At 67.9% G+C, this 22,922-nt stretch carries 21 protein-coding genes, 1 tRNA gene and 1 pseudogene; 10 read left to right on the forward strand and 13 right to left on the reverse strand.

The genetic code is table 11. From position 1 onward, the window contains the following. Nucleotides 1–247: 247 nt before the first annotated feature. Nucleotides 248–568, forward strand: coding sequence for a hypothetical protein (locus AC0IY0_RS23140; protein ID WP_471765680.1), 321 nt, complete (start codon nt 248–250; stop codon nt 566–568). Between the two features lie 165 nt (nt 569–733). After that, nucleotides 734–1,618: a phytochelatin synthase family protein gene (locus tag AC0IY0_RS23145; protein ID WP_461231415.1), complete on the forward strand. Its 885-nt coding sequence runs from the start codon at nt 734–736 to the stop codon at nt 1,616–1,618. A 330-nt stretch (nt 1,619–1,948) separates the two neighbouring features. Here AC0IY0_RS23145 and AC0IY0_RS23150 read toward each other — a convergent pair whose 3' ends face one another. From AC0IY0_RS23150 to AC0IY0_RS23180, 7 genes are all read right to left on the reverse strand, one after another. Then, complete coding sequence (locus tag AC0IY0_RS23150) at nt 1,949–3,253, reverse strand: glycosyltransferase (protein ID WP_471765681.1); 1,305 nt, start codon at nt 3,251–3,253, stop codon at nt 1,949–1,951. Between the two features lie 523 nt (nt 3,254–3,776). Continuing rightward, the gene (locus AC0IY0_RS23155) at nt 3,777–4,805 is read right to left on the reverse strand and encodes an alpha/beta fold hydrolase (RefSeq protein WP_471765682.1); all 1,029 of its coding nucleotides are present in this window, start codon (nt 4,803–4,805) and stop codon (nt 3,777–3,779) included. After that, nucleotides 4,802–5,701, reverse strand: coding sequence for a fatty acid desaturase (locus AC0IY0_RS23160; protein WP_461231417.1), 900 nt, complete (start codon nt 5,699–5,701; stop codon nt 4,802–4,804). The genes AC0IY0_RS23155 and AC0IY0_RS23160 overlap by 4 nt, the downstream gene beginning before the upstream one ends. Before the next feature lie 98 nt (nt 5,702–5,799). Continuing rightward, the gene (locus AC0IY0_RS23165) at nt 5,800–7,449 is read right to left on the reverse strand and encodes an ABC transporter ATP-binding protein (RefSeq protein ID WP_471765683.1); all 1,650 of its coding nucleotides are present in this window, start codon (nt 7,447–7,449) and stop codon (nt 5,800–5,802) included. Next, complete coding sequence (locus AC0IY0_RS23170; RefSeq protein ID WP_147908919.1) at nt 7,446–8,282, reverse strand: ABC transporter permease; 837 nt, start codon at nt 8,280–8,282, stop codon at nt 7,446–7,448. The genes AC0IY0_RS23165 and AC0IY0_RS23170 overlap by 4 nt, the downstream gene beginning before the upstream one ends. Further along, nucleotides 8,282–9,268 carry an ABC transporter permease gene (locus tag AC0IY0_RS23175; RefSeq protein ID WP_471765684.1) on the reverse strand — a complete coding sequence of 329 codons (987 nt, stop codon included), beginning with the start codon at nt 9,266–9,268 and terminating at the stop codon, nt 8,282–8,284. Before AC0IY0_RS23175 ends, AC0IY0_RS23170 begins: the two co-directional genes overlap by 1 nt. Next, nucleotides 9,265–10,848 (reverse strand): ABC transporter substrate-binding protein, encoded by a 1,584-nt coding sequence (locus AC0IY0_RS23180; protein ID WP_471765686.1) that lies wholly within the window; start codon nt 10,846–10,848, stop codon nt 9,265–9,267. The genes AC0IY0_RS23175 and AC0IY0_RS23180 overlap by 4 nt, the downstream gene beginning before the upstream one ends. A 249-nt stretch (nt 10,849–11,097) precedes the next feature. Here AC0IY0_RS23180 and AC0IY0_RS23185 point away from each other — a divergent pair, with 249 nt between their 5' ends. Both AC0IY0_RS23185 and AC0IY0_RS23190 read left to right on the forward strand, forming a co-directional pair. After that, nucleotides 11,098–12,660: an ABC transporter substrate-binding protein gene (locus AC0IY0_RS23185; RefSeq protein ID WP_471765687.1), complete on the forward strand. Its 1,563-nt coding sequence runs from the start codon at nt 11,098–11,100 to the stop codon at nt 12,658–12,660. Between the two features lie 8 nt (nt 12,661–12,668). Continuing rightward, complete coding sequence (locus tag AC0IY0_RS23190) at nt 12,669–14,234, forward strand: GMC family oxidoreductase (RefSeq protein WP_471765701.1); 1,566 nt, start codon at nt 12,669–12,671, stop codon at nt 14,232–14,234. Nucleotides 14,235–14,451: 217 nt separating this feature from the next. Here the strand turns inward: AC0IY0_RS23190 and AC0IY0_RS23195 are convergent, their stop codons facing one another. Both AC0IY0_RS23195 and AC0IY0_RS23200 read right to left on the reverse strand, forming a co-directional pair. Continuing rightward, nucleotides 14,452–14,682 carry a hypothetical protein gene (locus AC0IY0_RS23195; RefSeq protein ID WP_147908908.1) on the reverse strand — a complete coding sequence of 77 codons (231 nt, stop codon included), beginning with the start codon at nt 14,680–14,682 and terminating at the stop codon, nt 14,452–14,454. Nucleotides 14,683–14,726: 44 nt separating this feature from the next. After that, entirely contained in the window at nt 14,727–15,458 is a 732-nt protein-coding gene (locus AC0IY0_RS23200; RefSeq protein ID WP_147908909.1) for an autoinducer binding domain-containing protein, read from the reverse strand. A 172-nt stretch (nt 15,459–15,630) separates the two neighbouring features. Between AC0IY0_RS23200 and AC0IY0_RS23205 the strand changes: the two genes are divergently transcribed. From AC0IY0_RS23205 to AC0IY0_RS23220, 4 genes are all read left to right on the forward strand, one after another. Then, nucleotides 15,631–16,263 carry an acyl-homoserine-lactone synthase gene (locus AC0IY0_RS23205; protein WP_147908910.1) on the forward strand — a complete coding sequence of 211 codons (633 nt, stop codon included), beginning with the start codon at nt 15,631–15,633 and terminating at the stop codon, nt 16,261–16,263. A gap of 16 nt (nt 16,264–16,279) precedes the next feature. Next, nucleotides 16,280–16,459: a hypothetical protein gene (locus tag AC0IY0_RS23210; protein WP_147908911.1), complete on the forward strand. Its 180-nt coding sequence runs from the start codon at nt 16,280–16,282 to the stop codon at nt 16,457–16,459. 180 nt (nt 16,460–16,639) lie between these two features. Continuing rightward, nucleotides 16,640–17,143, forward strand: a complete 504-nt coding sequence (locus AC0IY0_RS23215) for a Ros/MucR family transcriptional regulator (RefSeq protein WP_471765689.1) — start codon at nt 16,640–16,642, stop codon at nt 17,141–17,143. A gap of 458 nt (nt 17,144–17,601) precedes the next feature. Further along, nucleotides 17,602–17,811, forward strand: coding sequence for a hypothetical protein (locus AC0IY0_RS23220; protein ID WP_147939820.1), 210 nt, complete (start codon nt 17,602–17,604; stop codon nt 17,809–17,811). A gap of 55 nt (nt 17,812–17,866) precedes the next feature. Here AC0IY0_RS23220 and msrA read toward each other — a convergent pair whose 3' ends face one another. The 3 genes and pseudogenes from msrA to AC0IY0_RS23235 form a co-directional block, all read right to left on the reverse strand. Continuing rightward, entirely contained in the window at nt 17,867–18,385 is a 519-nt protein-coding gene (msrA, locus tag AC0IY0_RS23225; RefSeq protein ID WP_147908913.1) for a peptide-methionine (S)-S-oxide reductase MsrA, read from the reverse strand. 206 nt (nt 18,386–18,591) lie between these two features. After that, nucleotides 18,592–18,797, reverse strand: a pseudogene (locus AC0IY0_RS23230) (ATP-binding protein); the annotation flags it as partial. Between the two features lie 278 nt (nt 18,798–19,075). Next, nucleotides 19,076–19,151 (reverse strand) — tRNA-Glu (locus tag AC0IY0_RS23235). A gap of 103 nt (nt 19,152–19,254) precedes the next feature. Here AC0IY0_RS23235 and AC0IY0_RS23240 point away from each other — a divergent pair. Together AC0IY0_RS23240 and rpoH are read left to right on the forward strand one after the other, a co-directional pair. Further along, nucleotides 19,255–20,238, forward strand: coding sequence for an RluA family pseudouridine synthase (locus AC0IY0_RS23240; protein WP_471765690.1), 984 nt, complete (start codon nt 19,255–19,257; stop codon nt 20,236–20,238). Between the two features lie 259 nt (nt 20,239–20,497). Beyond that, nucleotides 20,498–21,391, forward strand: coding sequence for an RNA polymerase sigma factor RpoH (rpoH, locus tag AC0IY0_RS23245; RefSeq protein WP_147853264.1), 894 nt, complete (start codon nt 20,498–20,500; stop codon nt 21,389–21,391). 37 nt (nt 21,392–21,428) lie between these two features. Here rpoH and AC0IY0_RS23250 read toward each other — a convergent pair whose 3' ends face one another. Continuing rightward, a complete protein-coding gene (locus AC0IY0_RS23250) occupies nt 21,429–22,847 on the reverse strand; it encodes a histidine kinase (protein WP_419830704.1) in 1,419 nt (472 codons plus the stop codon). Between the last annotated feature and the right edge of the window lie 75 nt (nt 22,848–22,922).

Below are 22,922 nucleotides of genomic sequence, written 5' to 3' on the forward strand. Positions count from 1 at the left end.
CGACTGTGCGAAGCCTCGCCCGGCGCTTTCGGCTCCCACACGGGGAGGAATAGCGCACCGGCGTGAACACCATCCCGGTCTTTCCGGTGCGCACGCCCGAGGAGGCGGGCAACTGCCGGGACATCGATTTCGATCCGCTCGTCCTGCCAGACGGAATCGGGCCATCCGACGACCCGCTGTTGCGCGCCCGCCCAGCTGCCTATTCCCGATCCTTCACGCGCCGGGCAGGCGAGGCGAAGACCCCCGAGTGCTGCAGTTGCGGCGACGGCCCAAGGAGCTGGCCTATGACCGCTCCACCCGCTTCAACCTGCCGGCTCGCCTGCTCCACTGGAGCATGGCGGTCCTGAACCTGGCGATGCTGTTGATCGGCGTAGCGATGGTGACCGCGCTCGCCGACTACCACGTGCTGGCCGCGCTGCACCGCCGCTCGGCTCACCGCGCGATGCCGGAACATCTGACGCGCGCGTCCGGTGCGCGCCGGACGTGTCCTTCGGCACGCAGCCGACGCCCCGGCGGACCGCGTGTTATAACGGTAACCATCGGCTCCACGTCCGACATGATCGTGTAGCTTCGGCATCCGAGGGTCCTCGCGCCGACATCCTCGGTCCGCCGCATGGGGGCATCCCCCGCTTCACGCACCTCGCCTACGAAGGCTCCCGACTGCCGAGCTTCACCTTCGGACCGGAAGACATCCCGAACCTCGAAGCGGCGGCGGCTGCACCAACAGGATTTCATGCGCGCGATCGTCGAGGCGCGCCGGTCTGCGACATCCGGCGCGGCGCGGATCGGCGCGGTTCAGCCCGTGCGCGGCGCGCGCGTCGTCCTGCGCCTGTTCGCCATCGCCCTGGCCCCAGAGCGGCCGGGCGCAATCTCAAAGGGATCGGGATTCCTCCGCATGGTTGCCGAACAGGTTCGTCGAGACCGGGTCTGGAAGCGCCGTGTGGCCGCATTCCTCGGATCGGCCGTTCTCCTGGCCGGCGCGGCCAGCGTCGGCCCGCGCCTCCTCAGGCCGAACGCCTACGCGTCCGTCACGTCGATCGCGACGCGGCCGGACTTTCATGATCCTGCGCTGCTGGCGCGGGCCTGGGCCTTACCGGTGGCGGCGGCTTACCGGAGACGGCCTTACGAGTACCAGAGCAATCCGAGCTTCTGCGGTCCTGCCACGGTGGCGAACCTGCTCCGCTCCCTCGGCGTCGACTTCTCGCAAGCCGACGTGCTCCGGGGGACGGCGTTCCAGCCCTGGTTCGGCGTGCTCGTGAATGGGCTGACGCTGGACGAGCTGGCCGACCTGATGCGAAGGCGGCTCGACCGCCCGGTCCATGTCGTGCGCGATCTCACGTTGCCGGCGTTCCGCGATCTGATGAAGGGCGGCAACGACCCCGACAAGCGGCTGGTCGTCAACTTCCATCGCGGCCCCTTGTTCGGACGCGGCGCCGGGCATTTCTCGCCGATCCTCGGATATCTGCCGGACGCGGACCTCGTCTTTGTCGGCGATGTCAACGGCGACTACCGGCCGTTCCTGGTCGACAGCGAGCGCCTGTGGCGCGCCGTCGCGACGCGCGACAGCACCTCGGGCAAGACGCGCGGGTTGCTGATCGTCGATACGACCGGGCATTGAGGCAGAGACGCGCCGATCGAGGGCCGGCGTCAAAACCGTCGCTGCGAGCGTGCGGGAGGACGGTCGACGGGGGAATGCCGGCGGATGCCGCGCGATCGCCTCTGGGCGCTTCCGGTCAGCATTCGGGGAAACGGGGCGGCCCGTCGCCAACCCTGCAAGCGCAGCACCACCGGTTTGTGGGGAAGGCCACGCGCCGGGACGCCGGGTCCCGAACGGGCGGCCGTCCCGCCCTGACGGGCTCACGGCCCTTCGATGGCCGCTCCGGCGTCGCCGGCGTGCCTCCGTCAGGGCAGAGACGATGTCTCGTGGTGCCGGGAATCTCGGACCGGATCAGGTCGCCTTGGATTCGGCGACGAGGCGGTCCAGCGTTCCAAGGATCACTGCCGACGTATCGATCGCCGCCATATCCGCCGCGATCGACCGCGCGCGCTCGACGAAGGAGGGCACGGTCAGGACCCGCTCGACCGCCACGCGCAGGTCTCGAGCCTCCGGCCGCTGCGACGGGATCTCGAGGCCTACGCCCGACCACGCCACCCGGGCGCCGACCTCGGCCTTGTCCTCGGTGCGCCCCGCTGCCACGATCGGTACGCCGGCTTGAAGAGCCAGCTGCACAGTCCCGTAACCGCCATTGGTGACCAGCACGTCGACCTTCGGCAGGAGCGCCGCGAAATCGAGGAACTCGGCAAGACGAGCGTTCTTCGGGATCGGTCCGCGCACGTTCCCGATCGGTCGGAGGCCGGTGGTGACGAGCACCAGCAGGTCGTCGCGCGTGCCGAGCGCCGATAGGGTCGGCTCGATCAGCTCGCCGAGATCGGCGTTGGCGACTGTCCCCTGGGTTACGAGCACGACCTGCTTGGACCCGTCGAGTTCGCCCCACCAGTCCGGCAGGGCAGCGTCCCGCTGAGGCGGAGGGGGCAGGGCGCCTACGAACCGGACGTGGTCGGGCAGCCCCCCGAAATCGTACTCGAACGCCGGTACGGTCGTCTGAAGGACGGCGTCGGCCATGAGATGGCGCGAATGCAGCACCGAGCACGGCAACGGCGGCAGGCCCATCTCGGCGAGTTTGGCATCCGCGTAAGCGCGGACCGGCGCACCGAATAGACGTTCGGCTTCGATGGCGATGGCCGCGTATGCCGCGCGCGCGGCCTCGTCGCGTGCCGGCGGCAACCCGATCATGGTCGGAGCTCCATCCGGCCTGTCGGCCACCATGATCGTGATGCTGCAGGCGACGATCGGTGGCCGGGGTGTCCCCTCGTCCAGGAACAGGGCCGTCGCGCCGAAGAACAGATCGTCCACGACGATGATGTCGGGGCGTTCGGACGCGATGATCCTGCGCAGCGTCTCGGCCTGAGCCCGCATCGGGTCGAGGAAGATACGCTCGAAATTGTAGCGGAGCTGCTCCGGGCCCGGGGGTAGATTTGCGCGCTCGGGCAACACGTCCTCGATCCGCGTGAGGTCGATGTCAGCGCCGGCGGCGAGCGGCAGGAAGCGGGCACCGGACTTTTCGACGGACGGGCGGAGGTACCCGGCCGTGGCCACCAGCGCCTCGTCGCCGCGCGCCAAGGCCATGCGCGCGATGGCCAGCAGCGGATTCAGGTGGCCGGCGGCCGGCGTAGCGGCAAAGAGGATTTTCATGGAGGACCCGTGACGGCGACAAAGCAGGTTCTGGTCGGTCGCACGCGCTGCACTGTTCCGTGCTCGGTGGTGAACGACGGTCCCTGCTCCTGACCGGGTGTCTGCGCCTTGCGCATGACCGCAGCGTTTCGCCCGTCGGCGATAAGGTTACAGGCGTAACGTCGGACGGTCGGGCATTCGCCGCTGCCTTGCGTCGGCTATGGCGTTCCTCTGAGCAATCGTCCGCCTTCCAAATCGCACGCAACGCCATGTCCTGATCGCATCATGGCGAGGATGAGCCGTCCGCGTTTCTGCTTCGAAGCGGACAGGCCACTTCCGGCCAGACTACGCGATGCTGGATCGCCAATCGGCGTATCACCGGCCCTTCGGTTTCGCGCCCGATGTCGCCGTCCATCCAAGCCAGGCAGCATCGCGAAGGCGGACGCTGAGACAAACGTCGTGGGCCGGATCACGGGAACGCTGGTTTTCGGCTCGGGACGGACATGGGAACGTGCCACTTCGCAAGCCTGCGAAGGTCCGGCGCTTATATGTCTTCGGATGATTCGAGGAACGCCCGTACCGTGTCGCGGAGAAAAGCCGCATCGGCCGGGTTGGTGGAGGGATTGCCGGCGCGGTGGCCCCAAATGCTGGGGATCGGCCGCAGGATGGCGTCGCGCAGGGCGGGCAGTTCGGCCGCATTGTCGGCGACGCGGAAGTAGAGGTCGGTCTCCGCGGGCATCAGCAGTAGCCTGGCCGTGATCGCGCCGAGCGCCCGCGTCAGGTCGCCGTCGAAGCGTGGATCGCGGCTGATGTCGCCCGCGTCCCAGGTGCAGAGCTGCGCGTAGAGGTCGGCCGCCGGGCGCCGGGCGAAGCGTTCCTCCCAGTCGGTGCGCAGGAAGGTGTCGAGGTCCGGCGCGCCGAGCGCGGTCCGGTGCAGGTCCGCCCGGTAGAAGTCCTGGCTGAGCGCCCAGCCGGCGTAGATGCGCCCGAAGGCCCGGAGGGACGCGGCGGGCTCGGCCGAGAAGCGGCCCGCGCCGCGATACGCGGGCGCGGCCTCCAGCACCGCCATGAGGCCCTTCAGGAACACGCGGTTATGGGTGGCGGTGCGGGCGCTGCCGCAAATGATCACCGCCCGGGCGACCTGCTCGGGGAACAGGGCCGCCCAATGGTAGGCTTGCTGCGCGCCCATCGACCAGCCGTAGACGGCGTGCAGCCGCGCGATCCCCCAGGTCTCGGCGAGGAGGCGGCGCTGGGCGTGGACGTTGTCCCAGGCGGTGACGAGGCCGGGCCAGTCCGGCGTGTTGGATGGGCTCGATGACAGGCCGTTGCCGAACATGTCCGGGATGACGATGAACCACCGCTCCGGATCGAGCACGCCCTCCGGGCCGATCAGCCATTCGAGGTCGGGATGCTGGGCCGCGTAGCTCGTCGGGTAGAGCACGACGTTGTCGCGCCCGGGGGCGAGGGTCCCGTGCGTCTTCCAGCGCAGCTGCGCCCCCTCCAGCACGCCGCCCGATTGGAGGGGCAGATCGCCGAGGGCGAAGGTTCCGGCGGCGCTGGCCCAGCCGGTCACGGACGCAACGTCCGGACGAAGCCGACATGCCACTTGGCGTAGCCGCGCTGCAGCACGACGAGCCGCTCGCGCATCGCCGCGTGGGCGTCCGGCAGGCGGTGGAACGGGATCGACGGGTAGAGGTGATGCTCGGTGTGGAACGGCATGTTCCACATGAGCAGACGCATCAGGCCGTTGGTCAAGGTCGTGCGGGTGTTGGTCAGGCCGTTGTTGTCCATGGTGCAGAGCGTGTGCTCGGTGAGCAGGTAGAGCCGCAGGAATGGCTGCCCGAGGAGCTGCGGACCGATCCAGAACACCAGGGGCGCCCACCATCCGACCAGCACCATGGCCAGAACCGAGACGCCGAGCAGGACGGCGCACATCAGCCGGAGCGACCGGATGATGCGCGGCGCGGCGCGCTCCGTGATGAAAGGGTAGGCCGAAAGATCGCCGCGCAGGCCGGCCGCAGCCACTTGGAGGCGGGTGCGCCAGTAGGGCAGCGCCATCACGCGCCAGACATAGGCGTCGAGGGTGGAGGGGGGCAGCAACGCGAGTTCCGGATCGTGCTCGGGATCCTGGGTATGGCGGTGATGGGCCAAGTGGAAGGCCGTGTAGAAGTGCCAGTTCAGGAGCGACGGGCAGGCCACCAGCCAGCCGACGACGGCGTTGGCCCGGCGCGAGCGGAACGCGGTCAGGTGGATGGTCTCGTGGATCGGCGCGAACAACGCCGATTGCACGATGCCGAGCAGCAGCATGGCGGGCAGCAGCGTCCACGGCCCGGAGCGCCAGACCAGCCAGCCGGAGCCGGCCAACATCAGGACATGCGCGCCGAGGCGCATCGCACCGCGCAGGTCCGAGCGCTGCGACAGCGCCTTCACCTCCGCGCCCGTCAGAATTCGTCCGCTCGCCGAAGCCATGGATCTCCCCGAGAGTTGCAGGCGCCTCGAAAAACACACGCCTGGTGCATCATCCGTGCCGGTGCCGCGGGCCTTCGTCGCCGAACCGGCGGACGCGCTCAAGCGGTCCGCGCCTCGGGCGCCGACGCGTCGAGGCCGCCGAACAGGCGGCGGCCGGGCATCGCGGCCACGAGGCCGCGCGTGTAGGGGTGCTCGGGCGCGGCGAAGATCGCAGCGGCCGGTCCCGCCTCGACGATCCGGCCCTGCTGCATCACCGCGACCCGGTCGGCGATCCGGGCCGCGATGCGCAGGTCGTGGGTTATGAACAGCATCGCGAGGTTGTACTCGGCGCGGAGTTCCGCCAGCAGGTCGAGCACGCGGGCCTGTACGGAAACGTCGAGCGCCGAAACCGCCTCGTCCGCTACGAGGACGCGCGGCTTGAGCGCCAGCGCCCGGGCGATGCAGATGCGCTGGCGCTGGCCGCCGGAGAACTCGTGCGGGAAGCGGTCGGCCGCGCCGGCCTTCAGGCCGACCCGGTCGAGCAGCGCCCGTGCCTCGGCGACGGCCTCGGCCTTCGGCACGCCGTAGGCCATCGGGCCGCGGGCGATCGCCTCGCCGACCCTCTGGCGCGGGTTCAGCGCCGCGAACGGGTCCTGGAACACGATCTGGAGGCGGCGGCGTGCGACCCGGAGGGCTTCGCCCCGCAGGGCCAGGAGATCCTGGCCCTCGAAGCGGACACGGCCCGAATCCGGCTCGGCCAGACGCAGGATCATCTGCCCCAGGGTCGACTTGCCCGACCCCGACTCGCCCACCACCGCCACCGTCTCGCCGGCCGACAGCGTGAGGGAGATCCCGTCCGCGGCGACCACGCGCCGGGCTGGACGGAACCAGCCCTGCCGGGTGATGAAGGTCTTGGAGAGTGCTTCGATCTCGAGCAGCGGCGGCGACGCCGCCGTCGTCCTGCGGGGCGTGCGGCCGCCGCCATGCGGCACCGCGGCGATCAATGCCCGGGTGTAGGGGTCGCGCGGCGCGGTCAGGACCGCCTCGGCGCTGCCCTGCTCGACGACCCGGCCGTCGCGCATCACCACGACGCGGTCGGCCATCTCGGCGACCACGCCGAAGTCGTGCGTGATCAGCAGGACGCCCATCTGCCGCTCGCTCTGGAGGCGGCGGATTAGCGCCAGGATCTGCGCCTGCGTGGTCACGTCGAGGGCGGTGGTCGGCTCGTCGGCCACCAGCAGCGCCGGATTGTTGGCCATGGCGATGGCGATCATCACCCGCTGGCGCTGGCCGCCCGACAGCGCGAACGGGAAGCTGGCCCGGATCCGCGCCGGGTCGGGCAGGCCGACATCCTGGATCAGCGCGCCGACCCGTGCTCCGACCGCGGAGCGCGGCGTTTCCGGCGCATGGGCCCGTATGGCCTCGGCGATCTGCTCGCCGATCCGTTTCAGCGGGTTCAGTGCGCTGAGCGGCTCCTGGAAGATCATCGCGGCCTCGCGTCCGCGGACGGTGCGCATCTCCGCCTCGGAGGCGGTGGCGATGTCGCGCCCGCGCAGCGCGACCGCGCCGCCGGCCACCGTCACCCCCGACGGCAGCAGGCCCAGGATCGCGTGGGCGATCATCGACTTGCCCGACGCCGACTCGCCCACGAGGCAGACGATCTCGTTTGCGCCCACCGTGATCGAGACGTCGCTCACCGCCTGGGCCCGGTCGGCGCCCCGCGGCAGGCTTACGGAGAGGTCCGAGATCGTGAGGACCGGCGGGCTCATGCGCCGCTCCGCCGGGCAAGCCGCGGGTTGAGCGCGTCGTTGAGCGCCTCGCCGACGAGGTTGATGGCGAGCACCGTCACGAGGATCGCGGCGCCGGGGAAGACGCTCGTCCACCAGGCCTGCCGGATGACCGTGCGGGCGGCGCCGACCATGTAGCCCCAGGACATCAGGTTCGGATCGCCCAGACCGAGGAAACTCAGCGCGCTCTCGATCAGGATCGCGGTGGCCACCGTGAGCGAGCCGGTGACGATGATCGGCGCCAGGGCGTTCGGCAGGATGTGGCGCAGGACCAGGGCCGCGGGGCGCTCGCCCTGGCAGGCGGCGGCCCGCACGAAGTCCCGGTTCTTCAGCCGCAGGAACTCGCCGCGGGTCAGGCGTGCCAGCGGCGGCCAGCTGATCGCCGCGATCGCCAGGATCTCGTGGGCGAGCGACGGCCCGAGGGTCGCGACCAGCAGTACCGCCAGGATGAAGCCGGGAATCGTCTGGAACAGCTCGGCGATCCGCATCAGCACGGCGTCGACGACGCCGCCGAACCATCCGGCCGTCGCCCCGATCGCCACGCCGATCAGCAGCGCTGCGAGCGTCGAGGCGAGGCCGATCGCCAGCGAGACCCGGGCGCCATGGGCGAGGCCGGCGGCGATGTCCCGGCCCATCGTGTCGGAGCCCAAGGGCAGATCGGGGCTGAGCGGCGGCTCGAAGGGCGCGCCGACCATCTCCCAGGGATCGACCGGGACGAGGAGCGGCGCGAAGATCGCCACCACGACCACCGCCACGAGCAGCACGAGGCCGATCACCCCGCCGGGATTGCGCAGGAACGCCCGGACGAACCCCATCACGCGGCCTTCGCGGAGGCGTCAATCCGCGGATCGATGAGCCGCGAGAGCAGGTCGGTCAGCATGTTGATGACGATCACGAGCACGGACATGACGAGGAAGATCCCAAGCAGGACCGGGTAGTCGCACTGGCTGAGGGCCTCGAACACCAGCCGGCCGAGCCCCGGCCAGGCGAAGACGGTCTCGACCACCACCGAGCCGCCCACGAGCGCCCCGGCCTGCATGCCGGCGACGGTGACCACCGGCAGGATCGCGTTGCGGATCATGTGGTCGCGGATCACGCGTCCGCGGGTAAGCCCCTTGGCCCGGGCGGTCTTCACGAAATCCTGGGCGGCCACCTCGACGATCGAGCTCCGCATCAGGCGGGCGTAGACCGCCAGATAGACCGCGGCGAGCGACAGGACGGGCAGGATCAGATGGGCCAGCACGTCGCCGACCTGCCCCAGCGGCGAGAGGGTCGCGCCGACGCTGCGGTAGCCGAAGGCCGGCAGCCATTCGAGCTGGACCGAGAAGACCAGCACCAGCATCAGGCCGAGCCAGAAGACCGGCATGGCGTAGAGCACCAGCGCCACGAGGCCGATCAGCGTGTCGGACCACCGGCCCGCCCGGACGCCCGACAGGGTACCGAGCAGGATCCCGGACCCGAGCGCCAGGGCGAAGGCCGTGCCGGTGAGCAGCAGGGTCGCGGGCAGGCGCTCCAGCACGAGGCCGAGCACCGGCCGCTGCTGCCGGTAGGAATAGCCGAGGTCGAGCCGCAGGACCCGGCCGAGATAGGTCGCGAGTTGCACCGGGTAGGGCTTGTCGAGGCCGTATTCCGCCCGGAGCTGCCGGAGAAGCGTCTCGTCCGAGGCGCCGGACTGGCCCGCGATGACCTGGGCCGGATCGCCGGGCGCCGCGTGGACGAGGGCGAAGTTCACACTGGCGATGACCAGGATCACCGCCAGCGTCCGCGCGATCCAGGCGGCCAGGGCGGCCATCGTCCTCATGCGCGATAGGCCCGGGCGAAGGTGTCGTTCACGCCGCTGCCCGTGACGACGAGATCCTTGATGCGCTTGTCGGTGAAGGTCGGGAAATCGAGTTCGGTGAGCCAGGCCACCGCGGCGTCCTCGACCAGGATCTTCTGGACCCGGCTGTAGAGCGCCTGCCGGGTCGCGTCGTCCCGCGCCACGGCAGCCTCCTCGAACAACCTGTCGACTTCCGGATTGCTGTATCCGGAGGTGTTCGAGAACAGGATGCCCTTGCGGATGTTCGTGGAGATGTAGGAGCGCGAGACGCCGAGAGCGGGATCCCCGTATTGGTAGGTCCAGGGCGCGGAGATCTCGAACTCCCAGTTGCCGCATCGCGCCGCCCAGCCGCCGACGTCGATGCCTTCCAGCACGATGTCGATCCCGACCTTGCCGAGGGACTGGCGCACGTACTCGGCCACCCGCTGCCACAGCTCGCCGTAGGGCGGCACCAGGTATTTCAGGCTTACCCGCTTGCCGCCCGCGCCGGGCTTCAGCCCCATCTCGTCCAGGAGCGCCGCTGCCTTGGCCGGGGCATACTCGTAGGTCTTCACGTCCGGCTCGTAGAACCGCGTCTTCGAGGAGACCGGGCCGGTGGCGACCTTGCCGAGGCCGAAGAAGACGCGCTTGCGCAGGGCCTCCCGGTCGATGGCGTAGAGCACCGCCTGCCGGAATCGCCGGTCGTTCATCGGCGCGATGCGCGTGTTCATCTCCAGCCAGAGATGGGGGGCGTAGAACTCGTAGCCCTTCGTGGTCATGTCGAGGTTCGGCAGCGCCTTGAGGCGCGGCACGTCGAAGGCCTCGACGTCGTTCCACTGGGTCAGCTGGATCGTGCCGCTCTCCAGGGCGACGGCCCGGGAGGCCGCGTCCGGAATGACGCGGTAGTAGATCTCGTCGAGATAGGGTTCACCGTTGCGGTAATAGCCTTCGTGGCGCACGAGGTGGATGTGGGATCCCTTGACCCATTCCTTGAGCTGGAACGGGCCGGTGCCGATCGCCCGGGCGTTGTTCGGGTTCTGCCGCAGATCGGTGTTCTCGTAGAGCGCTTTGGAGATGATCGGCGCGGTGGTGGCGTCGAAAGCGTGCAGGAACGGCGCGAACGGCTCCTTCAGCTTGAACACCACGGTGAGCGGGTCCGGCGCTTCGGCGGACGCAAGGCGCGAGAACGTGCCGCGCGCCCTCGCATGAGCCTCCATCAGCGCCTTCGTGACGGAGAACACCACATCCTCCGAGGTCATCGGCGACCCGTCGTGGAAGGTGATCCCGGGAAACAGCTTGAACGTGTAGGTCAGGCCATCCGGGCTGCGCTCCCAGCTCTGGGCCATGCCGGGCTTCGGCGTCAGATCGAAATCGTAGGTGAGCAGGCTCTCGTAGATCTTGCCGCAGACCGTGAGCGTCGGGGCCTGCTGGTTGAGCGCCGAGACCAGGATCGGCGGCTCGGGCTGGATCACGGTGTTGAGGACGCCGCCGCGGGTCTGGCCTGCGGCGCGCGTGACGCCGAAGGGGATCGGCCCCGCCGCACCTGCGGCGAGCACGAGCTTGGCGAAATCGCGTCGATTCATCCGGGACCTTTTCAAGCGGCTCGGAGCCCTCCGGGGCGATCCGGCAATCCCCACGGCGAGCTGGGGCCGTTCCAGCCGAATGCATCGAACAGGCCACTTCTGGTGGCGCTAACCCGGCAACCTTCCAATTCGTGGGTGAGGAGGCCCGCACGGTGCCCTCGCGGATCGCGCCGAACGCCCCTGGATCGGCACGCCATCTTTTGCTGGTATCTGGCTTGCTTAGCCGGCTCGGACACAGGGTGAATACGCATGAGACGATTCTGGCTTCCCGGGCTGATTGCAGCCGCGGGTGCGCTCCTCGCGCCGGCACCGGCCGGTGCGGAGACGACGGTGCGGGCCGTGCTCGAGGCGGAGATCGTCACCCTCGATCCTTATTTCACCACGGCCTACATCACCCGAACCTTCGGCTTCATGGTCTACGACACGCTGTTCGCGCCGGACGCGCGGGGCCTGTTCCAGCCGCAAATGGTCGACACGTGGTCGGTGTCGGATGACCGCCTGACCTGGCGCTTCACCTTGCGCGACGGCCTGCGCTTCCATGACGGCACGCCCGTCCGGGCCGCCGACTGCGTCGCCTCGCTCAAGCGCTGGGCAGCCCGCAGCGCACTCGGCGGCCGGCTGATGGACGTGGCGGCCGCGCTCGAGCCCGTGGACGACAAAACCTTCGTGCTGACGCTGCGGGAGCCCTACGGCCTCGTGCTCGACACGCTCGGCACCACGTCGAGCCCGACGCCCTTCATCATGCCCGCCCGGCTCGCCGCGACGCCGGCCACGACGCAGCTCTCGGAGGTCATGGGATCGGGTCCCTTCGTCTACGACCGCGCCGCGCACATCACCGGCGACCACATGCTGTTGCGCAAGAACGCCGATTATCGGCCGCGTCCCGAGCCGGCGGACTTCCTGGCCGGCGGCAAGGTCGTGAAGGTCGACGCCCTCGACATTCGCGTCATTCCGGACGGGGCGACGGCCGTCGGCGCCCTCGGCGTGGGCGAGATCGATCTCATGCAGTACGCGCCCTTCGATCTGATCGAACAGATCGAGCGCAACAAGGGCCTGGCGGTGTTGAACTTCACCGGCCCGCACAGGTTCACGGGGCATTACCGCATCAACACGGCGGCCGCGCCCTTCGACGACCCGGCGATCCGGCGCGTGCTGCTGAGCCTCGTGGATCAGCGCGAGGTCCTGGACGGGTTCGGCCTGGATCCACGCTTCTCGCAGACCTGCGACGCCTTCTTCATCTGCGGCTCCCCCTACGAGACGCATGCCGGGACCGAACTCCTGCGCGATCCGTCGGTGGCGGCGGCCCGAGCCGCCCTGAAGGCGACCGCCTACAAGGGCGAGCCCGTGATCGTGATGGCGGCCAACGATCTCGAGGCGGCGCGCGTCTCCTCGACGATCCTGGCCGACCGGCTGAAACAGGCCGGCTTCACCGTGGATCTCCAGGTCATGGATTGGGCGGCCCTGCTCGCGCGTCGCACCAAGAAGGCCGGGTGGAACGTCTTCGGCATTCACGCCCTCGGCCTCGACCTCAGCTCCCCGCTCACGAACTCGGCGATCAACTTCAATTGCAAGGATGCAGCGAGTTCCGGGTTCATGTGCGACCCACGCATGGTCGGGCTGTTCGACCGGTTCTCCCGCGAGCCCGATCCGGACAAGCGGCGTGACATCGCGGGCGAGATTCAGTCCGTCATCTACGGCGAAGGCCTGGTCGTGCCCTTCGGCCAATTCGCGCAGCCCGCAGCCTACCGGACCACGCTCACCGGCCTGATCCCGTCCGCCATCCCGCTGTTCTGGAACGTTGAGAAGAAATGAGCGCAGCCCTGTACGATGTGGTCGTCGTCGGCGCCGGATCCGCGGGGGCCGCGCTCGCCGCACGCCTCTCGGAAGATCCGAAGCGACGTGTGCTCCTGCTGGAGGCGGGGCGCGACTGGCGCACCGGCGAGGCCCCGCCGGCCTTGCGCTCGGCCAACATCGTCCCGTTCATGTACGATCCGGACCACCAGGCGGATTGGCAATGGCCCGGGCTGATGAGCCGGCGGACGCGCGTGCAGGAGCCCCGCTTTTATTGGCGTGGGCGTGCGCTCGGCGGCAGCTCGACGGTCAACGCACAGATCGCGATCCGCGGTGTCCCGGCGGCCTTCGATGCCTGGGCGGAACAGGGCTGCACCGGCTGGTCGGCCCGTGACGTGCTGCCGCTCTTCGACCGGATCGAGGACGACGCCGAATTCGGCACGGAGGCCGGCATCCGTCGTGGCGGTCCGCTCCCGGTCTACCGTGCGCCGCCGGAGGCCTGGGGCGCGGTGGATCTCGGGCTGCGGGACGCAGCCCTCGCTGTCGGCCATCCCTGGAAGGCGAACCTCAACGCTCCGGAGGGCGAAGGCGTCTCGTGCAATCCTATCAACAGTCGCGATGGGCACCGTGTCACCACCAACGACGCCTACCTCGAGCCGGCACGCGGGCGGCCCAATCTCGAGATCCGCGGCGGCGCCCTCGTCGATCGCGTCCTGTTCGAGGGACGCCGCGCGGTCGGGATCCGCGTCCGCTTCGGGACGGGGCCCTGGACCGAAGTTCACGGCCACGAGATCGTCCTGTGCGCCGGCGCCATCCATAGCCCGGCCATCCTGATGCGCTCCGGGATCGGCCCGGCCGCGCAGCTCCACGCCCTCGGCATCCCCGTTCTTCAGGCCCGCGAGGCGGTCGGCTGCCATTTCATGGATCACCCGATCCTGCGGGCGACGATGGATCTGCGGCCCGACCACCGGGCGTTCGGTCCGGACGCGCGACACACCAACTGCTGCGTGACGTATTCCAGCGGTCTCGCGGGCGGCGGCGAGCGCGACATGATCCTCGTCGCCTACAATCACAGGGGCCTGACGGGTCCGGAGCCGACCCCGCAAGGGGCCGTCGGCGTCGGGCTGTACGATGCGTTCTCGCGCGGTTCGCTGCACCTCACGTCGGCCGATCCCGAGATCAATCCGGTCATCGAGGAGAACATGCTGGACGATCCGCGCGATCGCCTGCGCATGCGCGATGCGGTGCGACGCCTCGCGCACCTGATGGCGCAGCCGGCCCTGGCCGACCTCGCCACGGCGATCCGGTTCGGAGAAAGCCCGCTCGCGATCGGCGAGGCCGCGCGCCTCCCGGATACCGAACTCGATGCCCTGATGCTCGCCGAAGCCGGCGATATCCAGCACGCGGCCGGCACCTGCCGCATGAGCGGATGGCAGGACGCATCCGGCGTCGTCGACCCGGATCTCAAGGTTCGCGAGATTGGCGGACTGCGCGTCTGCGATGCGTCGATCATGCCCAGTGATTGCCGGGCCAACTTGCACTTCACCTGCGTGATGATCGGCGAACATCTCGCTCGGAGCATGGCCAAGCAATAAGCTGAAGCTCTTTCATGTGCCGAATTTTATGATTCACTGCCGTGCATCGCCCACTCGGACGAGCCTGCGAGGCTTGCGAATCGCGGAACGAGGGCTGCTTCCTCTCGACGGAACACCGAACGCAACCAGTTTCTTTTCGCCCAGATCCCGTCGTTCATGGCCGCTCAGACGGTGGTGACCGGACCCATCTTCAGCGGCCTGCGATGTGCCGCCTGCATCAAGAGGTCCGCGTTATGCGCGCTTCGATTATGCGGAGCGCCTCAAGCCGTTCATCGTCGTTCGGCAGTGCGCGGAAAGCCCGGATCAACCTGGCGAGCAGGTAGGTGCCGTGCAGATCACCGGCTTTGTCCAGTTCGACAGCACTTTCAGTCGCAAACACTTGCGCAGGCACGCTGAGGGCTGCCGCAATCAATCGCAGGAGATGATCGTCTCGCTCGTCGTGCGCCAAGGGCTATTCGAATCCTCTGTCGGCCGATGCGGGATGCCTCCTACCTAGACGATCAAACCGAGCCGGAAACCCTCGGCCACAGACTGAGCCCGATTGCGTGTTCGAAGTTTCGTGCGCACCCCGCGCAGGTGTGAGTCGACCCCGTGTTCCGAGATGCCCATGATCTCGCCGATTTCCCAGTCGGTTTTGCCCTCAGCGGTCCACTGAAGGGTCTCACGCTCGCGCGGTGAAAGGCCAGCGGATTGTTCGATTGGTTGGCCGCGCACAAGTAGGCCGTGACCGAAGGCGTAGCTGGCGACAAGCGTCAGCATTCCGCGATGCTCGGGGGCTATCTCGAGCCGGCGGCCGGCAAAGCTCATCCCGCCGATCTCACCCTCGACGGTCGTCAGGGGGACCGTGTAGCCGTCGCGAAGGCCGAACTCGGCCGCCTCGTTCATGATTTGAACAGCGGTCTCAGACGTCGGCGACGGAAGTGCGGGGTCGCGCCAGCCAAATCCCGTCTGCCTGTGCAGGGTTTGCACGACGATCGGATCGTGTGCGGCGTAGCGCCGATGCAGGTACCGTTGCCGCCACTCGTCGGGAACGCTTTCCATCACCAGGAACTGCCGATTGAAGCTGGTTAAGGCGGACGATGTAGGGAGAAGCCCGGCGATGATCGCGTCGATCCCAAAACCCGCGAGTTGGCGGTGTACCGTTGAAACCACCTCGGGAACGCTGCCGGCTCGGTCAAGCTCTTTAAGCAACTTGAGCGTGTGATCGAGTGATTTTCGGCTCACGACAGCCCCTATCGTCTGCTCTCGAAAGCTTCGAGCCGCGCTTCAACCGACGATAGCACCGAGACCTCATCTCCGGAAATAGCCCGCACCGCGCAACAAACAGGCGGACACCACGCGTTCGCGTGGTGTCGCGCGCCGCGTCGGGCGGGCACACCAAGCACGGAGGTGTTTCATGATTAAAGTCATCACTGCCGCGAATATCGATCATAACCGAGAGCTAATGGAGCAAGCGTGGCGCCTGCGGCATAGAATTTTCGTGGAGGAGATGGGCTGGGCGGCAATCGCGCGCGATGACGAGCGTGAGATCGACGAGTTCGACGATGAACATGCCGTCCATCTTCTCGCAGTCGACGACGATGAGGTTGTGGGATACTCCAGGCTCCTCCCAACTTTACGCCCCTACGTTCTGTCCACGCATTTGCCGCAGCTTTGCGAAGGCGTGCCACCCGCCTCGCCGCATATCGTCGAGTGGAGTCGGATCGGCGTCGCCGGCCCCGCCCGCACCTCGGGCCGTCGGCTCAATCCAACCGCTCTGGCCATTCTCACGGGCATCGTCGAGTGGGGGCTGCCTCGTGGCCTGAAAGGCTTCGTCTCCGAGATGCCAACGAGTTGGCTTCTACGGCTGCTTCAGCTGCACATCCATGCCCTGCCCCTTGGGCTTCCGCAGACGATCGATGACGTCGAGATCGTCGCGGTCAATGCCGGCTTCGACGGCCGCAGCCTCCGACAACTCCAGAAGATGCGCGGGAGCACGGACTCGGTCTTGGCGCCGGAGAGCCGGGTCGCCGCCCGGTTGGCAAGCTGAAGAAGGCCGCCTTGTCATGAGCAACGCGCTGGCCGATGGCAGCCATGTCGACAACGGGGGTGAGCTCATAAGGCGCGCCGCCGAGCAAGCCCTGGATCTGCGACAGACCGTCAACGAACTGGTCGATCCGCAGCTACGCGAACTTGTTGACGTTGTACTGATCGAACTTGGATTTCGCCTTTCCAAGCTAAAATGACGATCGTCCTGCACAACATATCCAGGTAGAAGAACCTAAAAATCGCGCCACCGGTCGTCTTACGTTGCCGACCAATAGCATCGTCCTGTCGCTGGAACCGGCCGAAAGTCCAGCGGCAGGCCCCTGATTCCTGCAAATACTTATTGGCAAGGCCACGATCCAGCAAGAGGAATCAGTCTCATGCTTTCGCCGACAGCAGAAGGCCATGCAAGGAAAAATCCAATGCCCAAAATGTCTTCTCAAGAATCACTGCCACATTCATGCCTTGAGCTGGCAGCTGAGATCACGGCCGCCTATGTCACCAACAATCACATCGCGGCGACCGATCTGCCAGGTTTGTTCGAGTCCATTCACTGGGCACTTTGCAAACTGGAGCAGCCATCCGACGAACTCCGTTCAGCCATCGCAACCACTGATGTCCCAAGTCCTGCACAGATCCGCAGGTCGGTCCAGCATGACCACATCATGAGCTTTATCGACGGACGTTTGTACAGAACCCTAAAGCGACATCTCACCGCCCACGGCCTTACGCCTGAGACGTACCGTGCCCGCTACCGCCTGCCTAACGACTACCCGACTGTGGCCCCCAGCTACGCCGAGCAACGCTCGGCGATCGCGAAGGCGATCGGTCTTGGGGTACCGGGGGCACAGAGTGTTCGGCGCCCGCAACAGGCCGCCGAGTGAGACCCGGAGGCTCACCTTTCGGCCGGACCAAGACCAGGGGACCCTCACCAGCCCGAGACCTTGCACAGGCCTTGGTTGGCAAACGGGGTCAACGCCAGCATGGCTCAAAGCCATACCTCAGGGAGGACGACTTTTGAGGGGTCAGGTCACGTCAACGGTGAGACGGGCGGCAAAAGCATGGCGTGGGTTTTTCCCCAGTTGGCGGGAAGCAGTCATGCCGCCAGCGATGAGATTGCAACGATCAGGTGCTTGATGCCGCAATTGAACGCATTCGGCACGAACCATCCGGTTCGGTCCTCTATCCCAAAGAGCGGCAGGCTCTTTACCAGGCCCCGCTCCTCGCGTGACCGGTGGTGAACGGCACCCTGCGGTCGGAGCGGGCGTCACCCGACAGGAACCGGGACCGATGAAGGAGCTTGGCTCACCAAGTCGGTACGGTCGCCGGCCGGGAGAAACGCATGTCTGCCGATACTGAGAAGCACCGCGCCCTGCTTGGCGCCCTCAAGGACGCCCACGGCAAGGGCGACGGGTCATTCGAGAAAGCTGTCACGGCGGCGTTCGAACACGTCTTCGAGCACCTGGGCCGCCTGAACGACCACGTCGCACGGGGCGGTCCCGATGGGGAGGAACGGCGCCTGGAGGACGGGGAATCTGCGACTTTACGATAATCGCGGCCCCTCGTTGCGGCGTTGACGCTCAGGTGCGCCAACGCCTTTCGGTGGATCAGGAATTCTGCGCGGCCGCGGACCGTACGGGAAGGGCCCAGTTCGGTCTGACGAAGTGGCAGGTGTACCCATCGGGCCGCCGCTCCAGGTAATCCTGGTGTTCGGGCTCGGCCTCCCAGAAGTCTTCGGCGGGCGCCACCTCGGTCACGACCTTCCCGGGCCACAGGCCGGACGCGTCGACGTCGGCGATGGTGTCCTCCGCCACCCGACGCTGGTCGTCGTCGGTGTAGTAGATCGCCGAACGGTAGCTCAGGCCGCGATCGTTGCCTTGGCGGTTCGGGGTGGTGGGGTCGTGGATCTGGAAAAAGAACTCCAGCACGCGCCGGAAGCTCGTCCGTGTCGGGTCGTAGACGATTTCGATGGCCTCAGCGTGGGTGCCGTGGTTGCGGTAAGTGGCGTTCGGCACGTCGCCGCCGGTGTAGCCGACCCGGGTCGACAGCACGCCTTCCTGACGCCGGATCAGGTCTTGCATACCCCAGAAGCATCCGCCTGCCAGCACCGCTCTCTCGCTACCCATGTTGTCCTCCGTAAGCTCCTGCACACTCCTAGATAGGGGCTCCGACTGCGCTTACCCCATGGCCCGGTCTACCTGCTGTCAAACAGCGTTGATCATTGACCCCTAGGATGGGTGTGGCGGGACGCCCCTGATCAGCCCGGCGAAGCGAGTCGAGGGGGCACAGCCGGTCAGATCGGGGGCCAGCGGACGCGATGCGTGTGCCGGCCTCAGGCGCGGTTCTTGAAGCGCCAGTTCTCCTTGCCTGTCTCGACGATCCCGCAATGGTGGGTGAGCCGGTCGAGCAGCGCCGGGTCATTTTGGCGTCGCCGGCGAAGATGCTGGGCCATTCCCCGAAGGCGAGGTTGGTGGTGACCACGATCGAGGTGGTCTCGGAGAGCTTGCCGATCGGGTGGAACAGGAGCTGGCCGCCCGACAGTGTGCACCTTCATAGGCGCACGGCTGCGAGGCAGCAGGGATGAAGGGGGGACGAGGCCGGTTAAACCGCAAGATCGGAACCGTGCCGCTGAGCATAGCTTGAACCCATCCCGAGCCAACGCCCACGGTTCAGGCAAGCGCGACGCTCCATCGGTCGGAATTGGCGACATGCTGATGGCCGACCGAAGCCACCATCGTCCAGGGTCGTCCATCCCGCTCGACTGGGCACAAACTGGACACCAGCCACAACAGTCTAAGCTGACTGCCTCGTATTTTTGGCGCTCCCAAGGGGAATCGAACCCCTGTTTTCGCCGTGAGAGGGCGACGTCCTAGACCGCTAGACGATGGGAGCTTTCCGGCGGCGTGCAGGTGCTATAGCCACGCCCCGCCGGGGGGGCAAGGGCCTTCTCTCGAGATTCCGCACGGTTCGGTGCGGTGGAGCGCAGATTGAGGTCGTGGTGAACGCAAACGACGAAGAACGGGTCGGGACCGTGGCCGAGGGGGGGATCCGGCTCGACCGGGCGCTGGTGGCGCTGTTTCCGGATCTGTCGCGGGCGCGGCTCCAAGATCTCGTGCGCACGGGCTGCGTGCGCCGGGATGGCACGCAGGTGCGCGACCCGTCTGCGAAGGTCGCCGTCGGAGCACAGATCAGCCTGGACGTGCCACCGGCCGCGGATGCCCAACCCGCGGCCGAGGCTGTGGACTTGGTGATCGCCTACGAGGACGACGACCTCGTCGTGATCGACAAGCCGGCCGGGCTGGTGGTGCATCCGGCGCCGGGTCACGAAAGCGGAACCCTGGTCAACGCGTTGCTCGGCCATTGCGGCGCGAGCCTGTCGGGGATCGGTGGCGTGCGCCGGCCCGGCATCGTGCATCGCCTCGACAAGGACACGAGCGGCCTGATCGTGGTCGCGAAAAACGATGCAGCCCATCAGGGACTGACGGCGCAGTTCGCGGACCATGGCCGGACGGGGCCGTTGGAGCGGGCCTACGCGGCTTTGGTCTGGGGCGTGCCGCATCCGCGAGCGGGAACGATCCAGGCGAGCCTGGCCCGGTCGCGCCACAACCGCGAGAAGATCGCCGTGGTCTCCGAGGAGGCCGGGCGGCACGCCGTTACGCATTACGCGGTCGCCGAGACCTACCCGGAGGTCGCCCTCGTGCGCTGCCGCCTCGAGACGGGCCGAACGCACCAGATCCGCGTCCACCTCGCCCATCGCGGCCACCCGCTTCTGGGCGATCCGGTCTATGGCGGCGCGTTCCGCACCAAGGCGGCCCGGCTGTCGCCGGATGCACGCGACGCGCTCGCCACGCTGGGACGTCAGGCGCTGCACGCGGAACTGCTGGGCTTCAGGCATCCGCGCACCGGCGAGACCCTCAGGTTCGAAAGCCCGATCCCGCCCGATATCGCCGCGCTGGTGAACGCCCTGGCGAAAGCTTGACGGCTTAGGATCGGGGATGAAACCGTAGCCGCGCGGCGTGCGAAAGGTCACGGCGAGCCGCGTCAGATCGTGACATGGTACGACCAATCGGCCGGTCGCGCGTTGATGGCAATATGGGGGTGCCCAACCGCGACCGGCCCGTCCGACGTACCCGTATGACATGGGTGGTCGGGAGGGTCGGCTCAAGAGCGGCCCGAGTGGACGGCACTGTTGCCCGTCGCGTCCGCCCGTCAGGGGGACAAGAGTCCAGGAGAATGCCATGGCCGGTACGCTGCCCGTGCTCGCCAATGAAGGTGGCCTCTCGCGCTACCTCGACGAGATCCGCAAGTTCCCTATGCTGGAGCCGACGGAAGAATTTACGCTGGCCAAGAGTTGGCGGGATGCCGGCGACCGTGAGGCCGCACATCGGCTGGTAACCTCGCACCTGCGTCTCGTGGCCAAGATCGCCATGGGCTATCGCGGCTATGGCCTGCCGATTGGCGAGGTCGTGTCCGAGGGCAATGTCGGCCTGATGCAGGCGGTCAAGCGCTTCGATCCCGACAAGGGTTTCCGGCTTGCGACCTACGCCATGTGGTGGATCAAGGCGGCGATCCAGGAATACATCCTGCGCTCCTGGTCGCTCGTGAAGATGGGGACTACCGCCAACCAGAAGAAGCTGTTCTTCAACCTCCGCAAGGCGAAGGGGAAGATCTCGGCGCTGGACGAGGGCGACCTGCGGCCGGATCAGGTCAAGCAGATCGCGACTCGCCTGGGCGTGCCCGAGCAGGACGTGATCGACATGAACCGGCGCCTGTCCGGTGACACGTCGCTCAACGCTCCCCTGCGCGAGGAAGGCGAAGGTGAGTGGCAGGACTGGCTGGTCGACAACGCCCCGAGCCAGGAGACGGTGCTGGCCCGTGAACAGGAGGGGCAGAACCGCCTCTCGGCCCTGCGCGACGCCCTCGGCGTGCTGAACCCGCGGGAGCGGCGGATCTTCGAGGCCCGGCGCCTCGCGGACGATCCGATCACGCTGGAAGACCTATCCGGCGAGTTCGGCGTCTCACGTGAGCGTGTGCGCCAGATCGAGGTTCGGGCGTTCGAGAAGGTGCAGGAGGCGGTGAAGCGCAACATCGCCAACCGCGAATTGCCGCGCACCGGCATCGAGGCTCACTGACCGTGCAATCCGGCGCGCCGGAGCGCGCCGGCCACGATTACTGCCAGGCGTCGAAAGCGCTCTGCAACACCTGGGCGCCGGCGCTGCCCTTCTCGAAGGTCAGCACCGCGCGCTTGCCCGAGGTGTAGCGGACGGCCAGATCGAACCAGTTGCGGTGGAGCAGCAGGTCCGTGTTGCGATCGACGTCGTTCTGTAGCGACGACAGACCGATGAGGAACAGGTTGTCCCGGACCCGCACCGGCAGGCCGGAGACCGGCGAGCCGCGTCCGTTCTCGTCGTCCTTGGCCTGGAGCAGGCCGACATCCTGCACCGTCCGCCCCGTCCCACTCTGCTGGGTGAAGGCGAGGCTCACCGTATGTGAGGCCGGCAGCGTCGCGTCGAGATTGCGCTGGATCGTCATCACCAGCGTCAGCCCGGCATCCGGGATCGTCACGGTCGCGACCACGGCGTTCTGGAGCGGCTGACCCTGCTCGCCATTCACCGTGTCGAGCCGCCAAGTTACCCGGCCGGTCGTCCGCGTCGGCTGCGCATTGTCGGTGCCCGTCCCCTCCTCGATCAGTTCCGCACGCTGGGCGACGGCAAGGTTTGACTGGGCCGGCGCCGGCGCGACGCGAGGCGGCGTGCCGTTCTCCGCACGTGGGGGCGTCCGCGGTGCGGGTGCGGACTCGCCGCCGACCCGGTCGCCGAACTTCGTTTCGCTGTCCGTCTGCTGCGAATCTGCGGTCTCGGTCGAGCTGGACGGCAGATTCTGGGGCCGGTCGCGAAGCAGGAACGCCGCCACCGCGATCAATCCGATCACGATCGCCAGGACGCTTCCCACGAAGGCGTTGCGCAGGATGCGCGAGCGCCCCGACCGCGGCGGGACGACCTCGATCCGTGGACGCTGGCGACCGTTGCCGCCGTCGCCCGATGCCGCCGCGGGATCCGCATCATCCCCGGTGTCGGGAGCCGGATCGGCCTCGGACTGCGGCTCCTCAAAGGTCGCAGCGGCCGGCGACGGCCCCGGCCGCCGTGAGGAAATCGCGATCGGCGCGTCGCGTAGTTCCGGCTCCTGCGCAGCCGCTGGGGCGAAGGGCGGCGGCGCGGCGGGTAGAACCGGCTCCGGCGCCTGGACCGGGATGGGCTCGCGGTACGGGGTTGGCGGCGAAGGAATGGGCGGCGCCGGCTCTGGGATCTCCGCGGGCGGGGCCGGCCGGGGGCTTGTCTCCGGCGGAGCGACCGCGGCGTCGTTGGCCGGCGCCGGAAGCCCCCCGTGATCGACTTCGAGCCGTTCGATCGCAGTGTCGAGCGCCCGGCGTTCGAGATCGATATCCGCTTCCGAGAGCGGGGGATCCAGCGAGCGGAGCTGACTGATGAGGGCGTTGCGGGCGCGGTCGTAGACCGCCTTGCGCAGGGCGGGTGATCGGTCGGGCAGCGCATCGAGCGCGCGTGCCAGAAGCGGGTAATAATCGGCCATGTTGCCCAGGTCCGCGCCTTCGGCCGTCGCCCGGCAGGACCGGTCGATGGCCGAGGACCGACGTTCGTTCCCGAA

This window comes from Methylobacterium sp. AC315, from assembly GCF_979253755.1.

What these genes read in the sequence shown, in the direction of transcription:
- AC0IY0_RS23165 (WP_471765683.1), bottom strand. Translation starts at nt 7,449, where the DNA reads ATGAGCCCGCCGGTCCTCACGATCTCGGACCTCTCCGTAAGCCTGCCG.
- AC0IY0_RS23150 (WP_471765681.1), bottom strand. Translation starts at nt 3,253, where the DNA reads ATGAAAATCCTCTTTGCCGCTACGCCGGCCGCCGGCCACCTGAATCCG.
- AC0IY0_RS23180 (WP_471765686.1), bottom strand. Translation starts at nt 10,848, where the DNA reads ATGAATCGACGCGATTTCGCCAAGCTCGTGCTCGCCGCAGGTGCGGCG.
- AC0IY0_RS23205 (WP_147908910.1), top strand. Translation starts at nt 15,631, where the DNA reads ATGATTAAAGTCATCACTGCCGCGAATATCGATCATAACCGAGAGCTA.
- AC0IY0_RS23250 (WP_419830704.1), bottom strand. Translation starts at nt 22,847, where the DNA reads ATGGCCGATTATTACCCGCTTCTGGCACGCGCGCTCGATGCGCTGCCC.
- AC0IY0_RS23210 (WP_147908911.1), top strand. Translation starts at nt 16,280, where the DNA reads ATGAGCAACGCGCTGGCCGATGGCAGCCATGTCGACAACGGGGGTGAG.
- AC0IY0_RS23175 (WP_471765684.1), bottom strand. Translation starts at nt 9,268, where the DNA reads ATGAGGACGATGGCCGCCCTGGCCGCCTGGATCGCGCGGACGCTGGCG.
- AC0IY0_RS23215 (WP_471765689.1), top strand. Translation starts at nt 16,640, where the DNA reads ATGCTTTCGCCGACAGCAGAAGGCCATGCAAGGAAAAATCCAATGCCC.
- AC0IY0_RS23220 (WP_147939820.1), top strand. Translation starts at nt 17,602, where the DNA reads ATGTCTGCCGATACTGAGAAGCACCGCGCCCTGCTTGGCGCCCTCAAG.
- AC0IY0_RS23160 (WP_461231417.1), bottom strand. Translation starts at nt 5,701, where the DNA reads ATGGCTTCGGCGAGCGGACGAATTCTGACGGGCGCGGAGGTGAAGGCG.
- AC0IY0_RS23185 (WP_471765687.1), top strand. Translation starts at nt 11,098, where the DNA reads ATGAGACGATTCTGGCTTCCCGGGCTGATTGCAGCCGCGGGTGCGCTC.
- AC0IY0_RS23170 (WP_147908919.1), bottom strand. Translation starts at nt 8,282, where the DNA reads ATGGGGTTCGTCCGGGCGTTCCTGCGCAATCCCGGCGGGGTGATCGGC.
- rpoH (WP_147853264.1), top strand. Translation starts at nt 20,498, where the DNA reads ATGGCCGGTACGCTGCCCGTGCTCGCCAATGAAGGTGGCCTCTCGCGC.
- msrA (WP_147908913.1), bottom strand. Translation starts at nt 18,385, where the DNA reads ATGGGTAGCGAGAGAGCGGTGCTGGCAGGCGGATGCTTCTGGGGTATG.
- AC0IY0_RS23145 (WP_461231415.1), top strand. Translation starts at nt 734, where the DNA reads ATGCGCGCGATCGTCGAGGCGCGCCGGTCTGCGACATCCGGCGCGGCG.